Source organism: Vibrio sp. 10N.261.54.E10 (assembly GCF_002877735.2).
GTDB classification, from domain to species: Bacteria; Pseudomonadota; Gammaproteobacteria; order Enterobacterales; family Vibrionaceae; genus Vibrio; species Vibrio crassostreae_C.
This window is the reverse complement of sequence record NZ_MCXE02000001.1, coordinates 935,341-950,868: the sequence shown is the minus strand read 5'-3', so window position 1 is coordinate 950,868 and position 15,528 is coordinate 935,341. Positions and strand designations below refer to the sequence as shown.

Here is a 15,528-nt window from a genome sequence, read left to right as displayed (position 1 = left end):
TACGGTTCCAATGGCTTACTTCTGTTCACTTTGTTGGTCTTTGCGATAAACGCTAAAGTTGAACTTGGTGAGCTTGTTCGGGGTAATTCGCAACACTTTCGGGTTTTCGCTTACCACTTCCATGGAGGTGGAGAGCGAATCAGTGTCCAACTTCACTAGGAAGTTCTTACCTTTCTTATTGAGTACCCATTGGTCGGGCACGTGGTAACGACCGTACTGGTCTGTGTAAATAACGATTCCCTCAACCGTCATCAACTTAACGCCCGGAATACCATCTTCGTAAATACCTTTGTTCTCGATAACGATTTCCCACAGGTAATCCTCACCATCGCGATACAGGTTTCTGGTTACGTTGAGATTTTCCGCGCTCAGTCCCTTCTTCTTATCGGATTCATGCTTAAACTGAATCTGACCTTGTGCGTCGAACTCGATGCGAGAGCCCGCATCAGTCGTGACGTAGAAATCAAAGCTTTGCTGCGTGCGAGTTTTAAATTGAATCACCACTTTGCTGGTTTCTGGCAGTGTTCGGTTCACTGAATGTCCCCAAAGGTCACCAAGCTCCAAACCTTGTTCAAGTGCAGTGGTTATCGCACCATCTTGAATAGCAACGTCTTGACCATCACGAATGATGTGCGTCGAATCAGCGATGTAGCCTTGTGTTGCTAAGTTCGCAGTTAGCTCAACATCAAACGCGGTTGCATCAGCTTGGAATCCATCTTTGTTATGATCTTCAAAAACTTTACCGATGATCGATGAGGTATCGAACACCTTGTCCGGCTCAATGGTCACTTTGGCGGTGTCTTCATTAGAAACAGCCGAGCCATCAACCTTCGCTACTGCGGTGTTGATGTAATCACCAAAAGTGGCACCTACCGAGACACGCAATAAGTAACGAATACGCAGCTTCTCGCCCGGATCAAAGTTCAACGATGTGAACATTAACTTGCCCGTATCTGATGGATCTTGAGAGATAACCTGATCGTCTTCCGTACCGAACTCACCATCAATGCCGCTTAGCACAACTTCTGATGTATCCACGATGTATTTCAGACCACCTGGGTAACGGTCTTCCACAGTCACGTTCTTAAAGTAAGATTCATTGTTGTTCTCAACGATGATCTCGTACTCAACCGCATCACCCACTTGCGCGGTATCTTGCAACGCAGACTTGGTCAGCTCCAACTCTCCAGAATTATCAGGAATCTTCTTGATATGAGTAGTTACACTGTCGCTGGTTTCGGTACCGTCAGATTCGGTCGCCGTAAAGGTATTGGTAATGTCGTCATCCAAGCCCTTACCTAGCGTACCCACGACCTCAAACGCGTAAGCATTTCGTTTGTTGGATTTCAGGTTAACGGTAGTGTCTAAGTCTTTATTCGACGGGAAAGAATGACGCTGAATAACCGCGCCCGAGTCGTCGACTTCCACACCTTCAATTGTCCAATCGATAAAGACTTTATTACCTGTGCTGTTTTGTAGTCCACTGATCTCATCGGTTAGACGAACATTAGCCGCGTTACCTTGACCGTTGTTGGTCACGGCTAAGTAATAAGTGACACTGTCGTCATCTTCGGTGTATTCAGGCTTATCAGAACGTTTTTCAACAACCAAATCAGCACCCACTGGCGGCAAATCCAAAGCAGATACTTGATCTGCCAATGCCTGCATCGAGGTTTCAGAGGCCAACATGCCTTTAGAACGAGCGCGCATCGCTGGGCTACCAGTTAAGTCGAGGTAGTATCCAAGCACATCGATATTAGTCAGCATGTCTTCGTTGACCGTCAATGTGAACGTGTAATCAATCTTGCCGCCCGGCGATATGTCGACCAAGGTGAACAGGTCTTTGTCGTCATCAAAGGTGCCAGGTTGAGTTTCAGCCCCTTCTGATGTTGCCGTTAGTGTCCATTCATCAAACGCATTACTAAAATTACCATCAATATGATCACCCATGGATTCAGAGAACTGGGTGTAAAGCGCGACATCTTTGGCTATACCTCGGCCTATGTTTTGCACCACTAAGTGATACTCAACCTGCTCTCCCGGCACGTAATACGGGGCATCGGTAAACAGCTCAGCTTGAACCACAGCCGCAACTGTTTGAACTGGAGGACTGATAACATCGCCGCCATCTACTTGCGCAGTATTAATGATGTGTCCGGTCGCGGTATCGACTACGGTGCCTTTTGAGCGGAACACAACTGTGCCGTGCGGTGCAATATCCACACTGTACTCAATCGGGCTAATTTGCTCCGTCGTCGTTCCTACCGTGGTTGACTCAACAACCAAAGAAGTGGTTCCAGCAACAAAAGCAGGCCCAGTGGTACCATCGTAATAGCCCACCTCTATCGTGCTCATGTCATCGACAACACTTAAATCGCTGATGTAGTTGTTAGAGGTGTTTTCAATGGTAATCAAGAATTCCAGCTCACCACCCGGCTCATACTCGGTTTGTACGTTAGTTTTCGTCGCAACAAACTCAGAGTCTTTCGGTGTCATGACTACCGTTGAGTCTTGTGGTGTTCCGTTATAAGTGATGGTTGCCGTGTTACTGATATCGCCAATCGCCGTCGTACGAATCAACGCCTTAACATGGAATGTCACGGTACTTTGTGGCGCCACATCCATACTCACATCGATATCTTCACTCAAGTCGAACGTCTTGGGAGTGACAACAGAGCGATCATCCGAGGCGTCAAAGCTCACTTCCCATAGTAGGAATGCCGACTCTTGTTTATCCGCGGTCGTGTCGACTTGAATGTCACTGATGATGTCTTGAAGTTGAACACCAGATGCAAACGCATCAGAGCTGTTGGTTACGGTGATGTCGTAGTTAATCAGCTTGGTTACTTCATACGATGGCGTATCAACCGTCTTCTTGACCGAAACCGTCGCCAACACTGGTGTACTGGTAGCACTGTCATCAAATGTTGTGCCGTCAAAGGTCGCTGATGCGATGTTAGTAATATCGCCTGTCGCCAACGGATTAGTCGCAACTTGAATAGTGAAAACAATACTGTCTTGAGGCGCAATATCGAGCGTCTCATGAAGGTCTTCACCACGGGTTGCATCCGGTACTGGGGTTTCACCGGTTGTCGATACCGCCGATATTTGGATTGAAGCAGGGTCAAAAGCTTGTTCAGTCGTACCACCTGCAATCGTGGTTTCAACCGACTTCAGCGCATCTTCAATAGCAACATCTTCAGCCCAACCTAAGCCATTATTCTTAACGGTCACGGTGTACTGAAGTATTTCTCCCGGAAGGTACTCTGCTTTATCGACATCTTTAGTGATCTCAACTTGCGCATCTTCTGGAATGTAGGTCGCGTCTGCAGAGTGCTCACCGTCGTCGCTATCAACTTTAACGACGTTAGTTATCTCGCCTTTGACCTTATCATTAACAGTGTTGGTCACGACAAATGAATAACTGTCACCCGGGTGAATGCTGTAAGTCGCACTATAACCCTGTGCGTTATTAACCACATCTTTGCGAGCGTTCAGGGCTGGATCGCCACTGCCATCAAGCTGTTCGTCGCTAATGATCCAATTACCTGTCAACGCTTGCTCTTGATCTGGGCTGTTAGCCACCTCTGTCATGATGGTGTCGATACGATCGGTTAGAACTTGATCGACAAGGTAACCTTCACCCGTGTTAGCCACAGTGATCTTGTATGAGATTGGTTGACCCGGTTGGTATTTGGCATCAGGTTCTGCAATTGGCGTCGTTTCTTTGGTTAGAACCAATTGACCCGACTTCGGCGTGATAAAGCCTTCTCGTAAGCGAGCGATCTTCGAATCGTCCAAACCATGTCGCAGATAAGCCGTATTGGTGAAGCGCCCAATCGCGTCATCTCGTACCTTGCCTTGGACGTGAATACGGACAACTGTGTACTTATCGCCGCCACCCGTACCGGCATCGTCACGCCCTGCCATCTTGATCGATTCGACAGGTAAATCGATGTCTGGACTGTTTTGAGCAACTAGCTTATCTAGCTCTGAAAAATCATTAGCGTCAGGGTCTGACGGCGCCGAGTTATAAAGCACATCGTAATCAACCGTCCATTCTGTCAATGCCGTTTTCATTGAGCCATCAACGGTTTCGACTTCAAAGCTTCTGATGATGTCACGAATCGAAAACAGGCCAGAATCCACATCGTCATTGGTGATGTCGATATAGTAATTCACTGTTCCACCCGGCACGTACTCAGGCGTATCCGTCCATTTATCAATCAGGATATTCGAGCGGCCAGGGTTGAGGGCAATATCGTTGGTGTTATCGCCATTCACTTGTGCTGTATTGGTGATGGTACCTGTCGCTGACGTAGAAACTCTGCCTTTCACGTCAAATACAATGTGCTCACCTGGGCGAAGGTCGACAGTTGCATTCAATGGTACACTGCCGTTGTAGTTACCTCGTACGTCATAAGAACCAACAGGTTCCACAGCAATCGCGGTGGTCCATTCAGAGAACGCATCATCACCATCTTCGGTTTTGATGGTATGAATAGCATCGATAACACTCACGTCATTCGCGATGCTATCACCCGTATTCTCTAGCGTAACTTGATACTCAACATCCCCGCGAGGTGCGTAGGTACAGCTACTGCCATCGTTTGAAGGAACTGAACAACCAGCCGATTCACCATCGGTGTAAACCAAGGTTTTGAAATAGTCGAGCTCAGCTTCTTGAGGTGGGATAGTTTCTGACGTCGCAGACTCATTTTCTGCCGTCACTCGGTTGGCTTCGATAGTTCCCAAAGCGTCATCACGGATAACACCCGTTAAGTTAAACGTCAGTATTTCACCTGCGGCAATATCGGTTTCAATATTCAGGTTATTGTTTGGGTTATAGCTAGGAACATAGGTATCGACGTTGGCATCAATACCATTACTGATTTCGTGAATGATATCGCCCGAAACAAAGGCAGACTCCATTGTTCCGCCAATAACCTCAACTTGGATATCCTTTACCGTGTCTTTGATTTGAATATCATTCGCCCAACCGTTTTCAGTGTTAGTGACCACAAATTCATACTCAACTTCGTCACCCGGCAGATAGGTATCCCCATCATTGAACGGGTTGCCGTTAATCGACACCACGCGTTTTTCAACACTGATATTATTTCCTAGTGGCATTAGAGTCGCAGTACGAACCTTACCGTCATAATTCGCTTTGTTTTGAATATCGCCCAACGCATCCTCACGAATCTCAGCATGGATGGTGAACGTTAGGCTTTCTTGAGGCGCGATAACAATGTCGTTATCAATATTGACGTTATTACCAGAAACGAAGTCAACCGCGTCTGTAATCGAACCTACCGCTGCCGTTTTTTCTAGCTGCACTTCCCAACCAGATAAAAATGGCTGGCCGACAGGGTCAGTGCCAGACGTCGAGGCATCTTCTGCAATGCGAGTCTGAATTGCAGAAATAGTATCTTCAAGGCGAGAACCATACTCAATACCATTACCCGTGTTCTTAATTTGAACTCGGTAGTAAACCTCACTTTCACCAGCGACTTGAGAATACTCAGTCTTTGCCGAGGAGAGGCCTGCGTCATAAAATGCTTTCTTAGAGAACGAAATTTCAGGCTCAGCCATCTTTGCAGGTGGAGATACGGCAATTAGTTCATTTCCGTCATCTTCATCGATGTACGCTCGGTTAGTGAAAGAACCTACTGCTTTCGGACTGATTTTGGCCTTGATGACGTAACGCACAAACGATGACAATACTACACCGCCAAAGTTGTCTGCCGATATATCAAAGTGCGTATCAATCGGTTGATTGTCTTTAATCGAGTTATCTACATCAGGATCTGAAATCCCCGATCCATCAGCGAAAGTTTCAATCGTCCAACTATCAAACGCCGAACCGCGAGTTCCATCGTAGTATTGAGTCGTTATTTGGTCGATGTCATCACGTAAACTGATGTCATCAACGTGCGCCGATGCGATGTTCTCGATTAGGATTTCATACTCGATGTAGCCGCCAGGCATGTAATTGGTAGCACCAACCAACTCATTACCATCCGTGTCGTAGTAAGCCAGAATGTTTTTTTCGTAATCAATTTGGCGACCAGTTTGCGAAATATTATGAGATATCGTGTCGCCATCGACGGTTAGAACGTTAACAACATCGCCATTGGCTTTGTCATTTATGGTCGCGACAACTTGGTACTCAAGCTTAGCGCCCATCGGAATATCGGCTTCAACATTTAGGTTACTGTTGGTTGATGTGTAAACATTGCCAGCACCTGCGCCCGCATCCACATACTCAGAATCAGTTCCAGTTGCGATCGATGTGATGGTCCAATCTGAATACGCTGGTCCTGTATTACCATCCACTAAGCTGACCGTAATATCTTCGAGGTTATCGACGATTGGAATATCGTGAGCGTTACCTTTGCCGTCATTCTCAATCACTAAGTGATAGGTCACGGTTTGAGCGGGCTCGTACACCGCTTCATCAGTCGTTTTATCAAAATCTAAATGGTAGCCATCGGGAATCACGACGGTATCTCGATAATGAATATCACCGACCGCATCCGGTCTTACGGTACCTGTTACTGTGTAAGTCACGTCTTCGCCAGCATCGATATCAATCGAGGTTACGATGTCAGTGTCGTTCGCAACATCACCGTCTTTGGTACCATCTGTTGTACCCGCGTTCGCAGGATCGCTCTTAGCAACCGCCACCGTAAACTTGTTTGAACCTACCGAATCATCGAAAAATGGATTACCTGAATTGCCATCTTGTAGCTCCACTGATATGTCATTAATCAGTTCGTTAACGTCTACGTTGTTTCGATAACCATGTCCATCTTGAGAGTTGTACCTAATGGTATAAGTCAACTCATCTCCCGGAGAGTAGCGGTTAATGTTAGTAGTGCGAACAACGCCGCCGTTATTATGTACCTGATGGTTTTCAGCCACGGCACGTTTGGCATACTCACAATCGTCAGTACAACCGGCATTATCATCATGAATCAGCACGGCTTCGTTGCGGATTATGCCGCCGTCTCTGTCCGCTACACCGTTAGATACCGCATTGTCTTTGAGATGCGCCTTAATACGCACCGTGACAAAGTCTTTGGCCGGAATTGAAACTGGGAACTCCACATCTTCAGTCGTTTGAGGGCCGAAACCAGAGCCAGTATCAACAGACCAATAGTCAAACGGGTTTTGATTAAGAACATCTTCTACTTCACCATCTTTATCATTCGCTAGCGTAGTAGTGATCTCACTCAGGCGATCCATGAAGATAAGATCGGTCTCATCAGTGTCGCTGTTATTGCCAATAACGATGGTGTAGGTGAGATCTTCACCCGGCGTGTAGCGGACAACATCGGTCGTTTTGGCTAATGAAACATTGATGTCATAGGTACTGTGTGAGTTATCTATTTGAGCGGAAGAGCTGTGGTCACGGTCTGTAATAGGATCGTAAACATCAACACGGTTCGATACTTGTTCTTCTTCATAGTCAGACTTAACAATGCCGCTCACCTCATAGTGAACCCACCCTCCGGGAGTGATATCAACGTCGGTATCGATGTCAGTGTCGTTAGCAATGTCACCGTAACGAGAACCCGGTTTATCTGTGTTGGTCGAACCTACAATTGTCCAACTATTAAAGAAGTTAAGCGCTGAAATACTATCTTGTACCGTTGCGTCATTTGCATAGCCAACACCGCGGTTATAGATATAAATATCGAACGTAGCGCGCTCACCTACAACAAAGTCGGTATTTTGAGCGGTCTTAGCGACTACAAGATTCGGCTCGCTAGGATAGGTACGTACCGTATCCGATAGATTAGTATCTGGTCCCGTCACTGTTGCGGTATTGGTGAATGCTCCCCAAAGAATCTCACTGTCGACACTGCGATCGAGTGTCCCAACAATGGTATAAGTAATCGTCGCACCTGGCGGGATCTGAGCGGTGGCATCCAGATCATTGTTATCCGAGAACGATCCAGGGTCAGTCACGGCTTTCACCCACGGGGAGTCTGCCTCTCTTTCTGCACTGATCGTCCACGAAGAGAACACGGGCTTGGTATCACCCGGCTCGTGAAGTAACTCTGCTTCTATGGTACTGATTTCATCTTTAACATTGATGTTAGAGGCGAAACCGTTCCCTGCTGGGTTGGTAATGCTGATCGTATAAGTGACAGTATTGGTGGTGTCGGTATACGCGTTTTGTTCGTCATGACCATCAACACGCTTATCCAATACTAAGTAGTAATCTCGTGGGTATGAGCCTCTATCGGAATAAAGTACGCTGTCAACCGTCACTTCATTACGGATTTCATCATCGGCAATGGGGTTTACGATCGCGGCAATGCTATAAACGATCTTATCGTGTGGAGCTAGCTTTGCCTTCACATCTAAGATCTTTTGATTCTTCTGATTACCTTCTATGTCATCAGTAAAGCCGGGATCACTGTTTGTCGAAATTGAGCCGTCAGAGGCATAAGATTTCGCAGTAATAATCCAGCTCAAATACGCTTTAGTCGGTGTATCATTAATAGACTGAGTCATGACAGAGACTAAATCATCATAAACCGGTATATCAATCGCATAGCCGTCACCGTTATTCTCTACCGTGATGTCGTAGTTCAGGGTACCGCCAGCTGAGTAGTAACGAGAATCCACTTCCTTTTGGACCTTTAATTTCGAGTTTGGCATTTGGACGCCAGAACCCGACTCGCCTAAGTTATCCCCTAAGCACAAGCCGGCATCGGTACCATCATCAACAATCTGCCCCACACTGGTGTCTGCCACTTTTGCGGTCAGCTTATAATGAACGAAGCCCTCAGGTGCGAGGTCGACTTTCAAATTGATGTCGTTTGTTGTCCAAGTATTGTAATTAAATGAACCATAATTCGATCCTTCACCACTTCTATCAGCGACTTCAAGCTTCCACTCGGAAAATGCTGAAGCATTAGAGCCATCCGCTTGCTCTGTCACGATACAAGCAAATTTATCGACAACTTCGATATCGTTGGCGAAGAACTCTGTGTCCTTGTTAGAAATAACAATGTCATAGACCACTTCGTTATCACCGACTATCCCCGGAACATAAGTCGTATCTGTGGTGTTCTTATTACGTGTAATTTGACTTGATGACGTCGTCAGAACGTCTTTCGAATCGAGAATATTGGCCAAAGCATCGCCAGAATCTGCGTGGCCATCAGCATCAACCACTCGGGCTGCAACTTGGGGAATTTGACCAATAGACACAGGGCTAACGTCCACCACAACGGAATAAACAATCTGCTCACCGGGATAGATAGACACTTTGTCTTCTAGTGACTTGTTGGACTCCTTTCCAGATGCATTGAGTTCAGAAAGGCTATTAGAACCGATCGAGGTCACTTCATTGGTCCAAAAATCGTAAGGGTTACCAACCGTGTCAGTTGCGTTCTTTTCGTTGCTGACATCGTTACCTAGATCGGTTTCAAGATCCGCAAGAAACTGCTGAACCGAATAATAGTACGCGATACCAGTGTTTGCTTGATTAGCAACCGTGACCGTATAGGAAAACTCATCGTCGACTAGGTAGTTATCCGATTGGTTCAAGGTATGTGTCAGGGTGATACTAGGCTCAGTGGGTGGAGTGATAACCTCATCAACTGTGACCAAGTCATCGCGTGTTTCAGCGATTATACCGTCATTAACGATGTCGCCGACTAAATTGTCGGCAACGGTCGCTTTAATTTCGTAAGTCACAGAACCGCCTATATCAATCGACGCATCACTTACTGATAAGTCCCCTGATTCGGCGAAGGTGCCTGGATCGCTTTTGCTGCCTTCAACCTTGGTGGCAGAGTTAACGTTGTCAGTAAAAGCTTGTTGCAAAGCCCCTTCAATATTGAGTGCCTTTATATCTGAAATGATATCTTGAACGTCGAGCGCCTGAATAAACGTATCGCCAGTATTCGAAACCTTAATCTTATAGGTGAGTTTGTTATTGAGTTGATAGTTCGCTTTATCGACCGAAACAACAACATCATGTTGATACACACCACGCTGAATGGATTCTGTATTTGATTCAACAGCATCCAATAGTCCAGTGCTCGCACTTGCGAAGTTATCAATCGTACCGGCTGCGTTAGCAGAAACGGTGGCGACCATGGTGTAGGTCACTGACCCACCAGCCGCAATACGCACACCTGATGCATCTAAGTTTCCGAAGCGACTGTAATCACCTGGAGATGACAGGAAGGAGGATTGCGCTTGAGTCGAGACTTGCGAGAACGCGCTGACATTATTCCCTTGGTCATCTGTCGTTAAGATATTTAACAGCTCATCCTTAACGTCCAACTCAGCAATAGCTTTATCCGACTCATTCGTTAAAACAAGCGTATAAGCCACCTCTTGGTCGTTGTCGTAAGACGCGCTGTCAACAGACAGATCCATAACAAGACCCGTTGTGTCCGCATAGGAGGCAAATGGAATCAATAAAATAGATAAGAAAAAGGCAAGGTTGTATCTGAACATTAACGCGCACTTCACAGTAGATTGACAAGTGTCTAGGCAAAAAGCCATAGATTTGACGTCACTAATTTGGCACTTAGCCTATTAGGGACATGCGCAACATACAGTTCAAATAATCCGAACAATTAACATCTGTAAAAAACAAATTACTGAAGATGTTAAATAGAGAATCTGATGTCTAAATTAGAATCAAGACATTGAGTTAATTATCAGAAGGTTAATGTTTTAATGAGTGAGTTTTCACAGTTGTTACGTAACTTCAGAAAGGAACTTCAATTTACACAAACAGAGTTTGCAACCTACTTAAATCAGCTGGACGACGAGTTTAATGCGGTTGACGTCGTAACGATAAATCGTTGGGAAAACAGTAAGGTAAAGCCTAGTACATACAAAGCACTCAAGATCTTACAGTACCTTGGCGGAGATTTGTTTGAGACAATAAAGAGCTTTAAATCCGAACAAAAAGACACACTAATCGAACTGTTTTTAAACGAATCCTATGGCTCATTTCAAAGTAGAATTTCAGCTCTATCAGGCCTGAATCAACAACAAGGCAAACGCAACTTTAAGTCACGGCCTTTAATGTCAGAGCCGTGTGACACTGGCGTTATCGACAGAATCAAACTACTTTCTAAATTCACAAAAGTCGATATTTCGCCATTGGACCAAATTGATTTATATCTCTACTACTGTGAGAAAAAAGCACATGGTCACAAACTGATCAATGTAGATGGTGACATTGTGAGTCACAACGTAGGCTTTTTCTTTGAAGACCATCAATTTGAAACATTAAAAACTCAAGAGCTAGATCTAAGAATGGCCTGCTCTTTAAATTCAAGCAAAAGCATAAATTATTTTAATATAAGCTCACACTCAGAGACAAAAGATCATGTTATTGAGCATATAGTTTCAGATATACAGTTACTTTCTCAGAACAAAAACATTAAAAAATATTCTGTTTTAGTAAAAGACCCCAACATGATGAAACTCTTGAAGGGCGTGGGGTTTGAAGTATTTAAATTTTCAGAACCTTCTGCTAAAAAATGTAATATTACATTCAAAAATAAATATTATAGCTACTGTATATTAACGATTGATAAAATAGACTATCTGACGAATCGGAACGTAATGTCACTAATCAAAGATGAATATTCTACCATGATGAAATTTCCGCAATTACTGCGCGAAGCGCGCAAGAAATTGAAGTTAACGCAAAAGGATTTTGCGGCATACATTAATCACTTAGATGATGAATTCAGCTCTGTAGATGTCGTAACGATAAATCGATGGGAAAATAGCAAAGTAAAGCCAAGTAATTACAAAGCCCTAAAGCTACTGGACTGCCTTGGTCTGGACTTGTATACAACGTTGAAATCCTTTGATTCAGAAGATAACGAAGACAGTGCATTACTTGAAGACTTCCTTCGTGAGAGGTTCTTTTCGTTTCAAAGCCGAATATCGTCTATCACTAAAGGGGAAATAGAAGAAGGCTGCGACTGTCAGATCATGCCACTAATGACAGATCAGAATGACAAATCAGTAATAGATAGAATAAAGCTGATTTCACAATATACAAAGGTGGATCCTTCAGCTCTTGATACTATCGACCTGTTTCTCTATTGCAGTGAAAAAAAGGCGCATGGCAGAAAAATGGTCGATGTTAATGGCGATATTGTTAGTCATAGCCTAGGTTTTTTCTTCAACGAAGAGGTATTCGAGCAATACCAAAATAAACATCTACATATTAAGCAAGCCTGCTCTTTAGATTCTAATCATAACTTAAATTACATTGTGGTTAGCGGTCACTCTGAGAAGCGTGAACAATCTATTGCGAACCTGATTTCCGATATGAAGCTTCTTGCAAGAAATACTAAGATTAAAAAGTATTCCATGATCATAAAGAACCCAAGTGCATTGGAACTTATGAAGAACATCGGATTTGAAATATGGAAGTTTTCAGAACCAACAGAACAAAAGTCGAACATCACCTTCAAAAACAAAAACTATCGCTATTGCGTACTGACTATCGACAAGATCGAATTACTGAGTAATAAACATGTTATTTCTTTTATTAGTAAATATGGTTAAGCACCGGATTTTACCAACGATAGAAAGCTTATACTAAATTCTGCTTAAGCTTTTCTTCCAACGCTTGGATACACAGCTTGATGGCGATAGGCGTATTTGAAGCAAATGGGTTTAGCGCATAAACCGTGTTGGTGGGTAATTCAAAGCTTGGCAGCACGTCGACAACATCACCAAATAACTGAGGAATGCAGAAATCTGGAATCACACCGATACCAACACCTGATTTAATCAGTGCAAGGCAACTGTGGAACGAATTGGTGACGCAACTAGCTTGCTGTTGGTAGACAAAGTCCTGCTCAGTTTGAGAACTAAAATGATGAGTCACCTGCTTCCCCTGCCATGAGTTAGCGATATAAGGGATAGAATCAAGTTCGCGTTCACGCATGCTTTCAACGCCACACAACACATCTTTAAATTCACCCAAGCGTTTCTGTTTGAGGTTACTATCACGAGAACTGCCCACTCGTACCGCGAGATCAATATCGTGCTCCATGAAGTCTAAATGCTGATCGTCGCTTATCAGTTCTGGCTTTAACTTCGGATATTGTTTCATCAGTTCGGCAATAACAGGCGCTACCAATAAATCCATCAAGGCATTCGGAGCTGTGATACGAATCCGGCCTTGTGGCTCTTCTAGCTCGGCTTTTACCATATCCCAAGCCGATTCAGCGATCACATTGATGTCTTTGCAACTCAAATAAAAGCGCTCACCCATGCTTGTCAAAGTTTGTCTTCGTGTTGTGCGTTTAAGGAGAGAGGCGCCTAACTCTTGTTCTAGAATTTTGAGATGTTGACTGACGACAGATTTAGACAACTCTAACTTTTCAGCCGCAGCCGAGACTGAACCCTGCTCTACGATATGAGCGAAAATCGACATCTGCTTTAGCTTACTCATCTTATTGTTCTCTTTTTACAAACAGTATTTTCTATTATCTCTGTTTTTCAAATCAATTTCCAAGACTAAACTCAATTCAACTTATCGAAATACCAAATAAAAAAGACAGTGCTCGAAACAACAAGACTGTTATGGAGAAAGACAATGTTAGACAACCAAATTTTAGAAGCATGTAAGCAAGGCATTAACGCGTGGCAAAAGGCTTTCAACAACCAAGATGCGAAAGGTTGTGCCGATCAATATACTAAAAGCTGTGTAATGGAAGCGCGTCCATTTGGTACTTTTGAAGGTCATGAAGCGATTCAAGCATTTTGGCAAAACATCATCGACCAAGGTTTCAAAGACGTTGATTACACCGATGTAAAATGGGAAGAGCACACAGACGGCGGTTACATTCTTACCGCGAGTTGGACAATGAACAAAGCGTTTGGCGTTGTACATCATGAACATCAAGGTTCTTCGCTCGGTAAAACAAGGCAACAGACTGAAACCAGACCAGCAACAACAAGACCAAAAAATAAGCAAAAACAAAGCAAGTCACTGATAATAAAAGGGATAAATTAGATAAGCGTACGGCCAATATTATGTATTACGTAGTCGTAGATTATTGAATATTAATTTTACATTAGAGTAATTAATAGGCTGAATGAACCAACAAAAGCCATAATTAGTTCGTGCACAAACAATTCGAATACGAACTATTTATTAAGCTTTCATGATGTTTCCGAGGCGAAAGTTCGCTCGATAAAAAATATAAGATCAACTCTCAATCTCTACCTAAAAACCAAAGGTCAACCGGCTAAAGTCAGCGAGTTGAAATCAACCTTTTCAACCAAGAATTTTAATACGTCACACCAACTGTGATACTTGCTGCAAACTGCCAATTGGTGATTATCTAAGCTGAACTTCAACTTGTAGAGTGCTCATTGCTGAGCCATTCTTTATAAAAGAAATAAGCATTTTCCCGTGACGAAATAGAGAAAAAGACAAGGAATTCGAATGATAAAAATGTTGGTGTGTGACTTTGACGGTACGCTTGATGGAGGCTCATCTCACGGTGTTAACCAGCTATTTGATTACCTCACAGAACAACCTGATATTCGCTTTATCATCGCGACAGGAAGAACATTACCTTCGATTCGAATGGGTTTAGAATCGGATAACTACCCGAAGCCACACAGTATTATTAGCGATGTGGGCACCAAAATTCATCATGTTCATTCCCAAAAACCAGACCATGTTTGGCATAACCAACTGGAAGCTTCTTGGAACAAATCAAGGGTAGAGACGGCTCTCGCCCCCCTTGATTTTATGGGTGATCGCATAGAAAACCATCAAGGCGATTACAAGATCACCTTTGAAGGAAAGCTTTCAGAGCCTCAACACGAACTGATTGAATCTAGCTTGGAGATGCACGGATTAGATGTTCACCTAACGTATTCACACGACTGGTATCTAGACATCACACCAAAGGGAGTCAACAAAGCAACCGCTATCCACCATCTTTTGAAGCAACACGACTTGAGCATTGACCAGGTTTGCGTTGCCGGTGATTCAGCTAACGACACCTCAATGCTCACCATTGAAGGCGTAAACTCGATACTGGTTGCTAACCATTACCCAGAGGTTGCTCACCTATCGGATAGAGACAACGTATACACGAGTAGAGCAACACATGCTGAGGGTGTCTTAGAAGGCCTTAAATACTGGCAAGGACGTGCAGCAGCGGGTAATTAGAAATAAGGACTGCTCCCTACTTGCTATCCTTATTTCCAACCGGGAAGCCAATGATCCTTGTCGGTGAGATCCCGCCAGTTGATGTCTTCCTCTCGTTTGGTCATCACCGCTTCTATCAAACAACGAATAACCTCCCCTTCTTCAAACTCGACCTCTGTGACCATAAAGTGTTTTTCTTTCTTTACAGGGCTAACGGCCGTCCATTTACTGCGAAGTAGTTTCTTTGGATTGATTCGATTCATGAGTTTATTTCTCGCTTAGATGTCATTGATTATTATGGATTGTCTAGCCGACACTGAGTAATAGTCTTCGTCGCAAGA

General features: G+C 44.1%; 6 protein-coding genes. 3 read left to right on the top strand and 3 right to left on the bottom strand.

Features of this window, described 5'->3' with window-relative positions; translation table 11 throughout:
- Nucleotides 1–15 precede the first annotated feature (15 nt).
- A complete protein-coding gene (locus BCU07_RS04185; RefSeq protein WP_102429202.1) occupies nt 16–10,410 on the bottom strand; it encodes a DUF11 domain-containing protein in 10,395 nt (3,464 codons plus the stop codon).
- A gap of 306 nt (nt 10,411–10,716) precedes the next feature.
- Here BCU07_RS04185 and BCU07_RS04180 point away from each other — a divergent pair, with 306 nt between their 5' ends.
- Nucleotides 10,717–12,576, top strand: coding sequence for a helix-turn-helix domain-containing protein (locus BCU07_RS04180; protein ID WP_102429184.1), 1,860 nt, complete (start codon nt 10,717–10,719; stop codon nt 12,574–12,576).
- A gap of 28 nt (nt 12,577–12,604) precedes the next feature.
- Here the strand turns inward: BCU07_RS04180 and BCU07_RS04175 are convergent, their stop codons facing one another.
- The gene (locus BCU07_RS04175; protein ID WP_102429183.1) at nt 12,605–13,471 is read right to left on the bottom strand and encodes a LysR family transcriptional regulator; all 867 of its coding nucleotides are present in this window, start codon (nt 13,469–13,471) and stop codon (nt 12,605–12,607) included.
- A 144-nt stretch (nt 13,472–13,615) separates the two neighbouring features.
- Between BCU07_RS04175 and BCU07_RS04170 the strand changes: the two genes are divergently transcribed.
- The gene (locus BCU07_RS04170) at nt 13,616–14,035 is read left to right on the top strand and encodes a YybH family protein (protein ID WP_347232041.1); all 420 of its coding nucleotides are present in this window, start codon (nt 13,616–13,618) and stop codon (nt 14,033–14,035) included.
- 435 nt (nt 14,036–14,470) lie between these two features.
- Nucleotides 14,471–15,208, top strand: a complete 738-nt coding sequence (locus BCU07_RS04165; RefSeq protein ID WP_102429182.1) for an HAD-IIB family hydrolase — start codon at nt 14,471–14,473, stop codon at nt 15,206–15,208.
- A 29-nt stretch (nt 15,209–15,237) separates the two neighbouring features.
- On the opposite strand, the gene BCU07_RS04160 is transcribed toward BCU07_RS04165, so the two are convergent.
- Nucleotides 15,238–15,450 carry a TIGR02450 family Trp-rich protein gene (locus BCU07_RS04160; protein WP_017068050.1) on the bottom strand — a complete coding sequence of 71 codons (213 nt, stop codon included), beginning with the start codon at nt 15,448–15,450 and terminating at the stop codon, nt 15,238–15,240.
- Between the last annotated feature and the right edge of the window lie 78 nt (nt 15,451–15,528).

Coding starts and splice junctions, on each gene's coding strand:
- BCU07_RS04160 (WP_017068050.1), bottom strand. CDS start 15,450: ATGAATCGAATCAATCCAAAGAAACTACTTCGCAGTAAATGGACGGCC.
- BCU07_RS04185 (WP_102429202.1), bottom strand. CDS start 10,410: ATGGATCTGTCTGTTGACAGCGCGTCTTACGACAACGACCAAGAGGTG.
- BCU07_RS04170 (WP_347232041.1), top strand. CDS start 13,616: ATGTTAGACAACCAAATTTTAGAAGCATGTAAGCAAGGCATTAACGCG.
- BCU07_RS04180 (WP_102429184.1), top strand. CDS start 10,717: ATGAGTGAGTTTTCACAGTTGTTACGTAACTTCAGAAAGGAACTTCAA.
- BCU07_RS04165 (WP_102429182.1), top strand. CDS start 14,471: ATGATAAAAATGTTGGTGTGTGACTTTGACGGTACGCTTGATGGAGGC.
- BCU07_RS04175 (WP_102429183.1), bottom strand. CDS start 13,471: ATGAGTAAGCTAAAGCAGATGTCGATTTTCGCTCATATCGTAGAGCAG.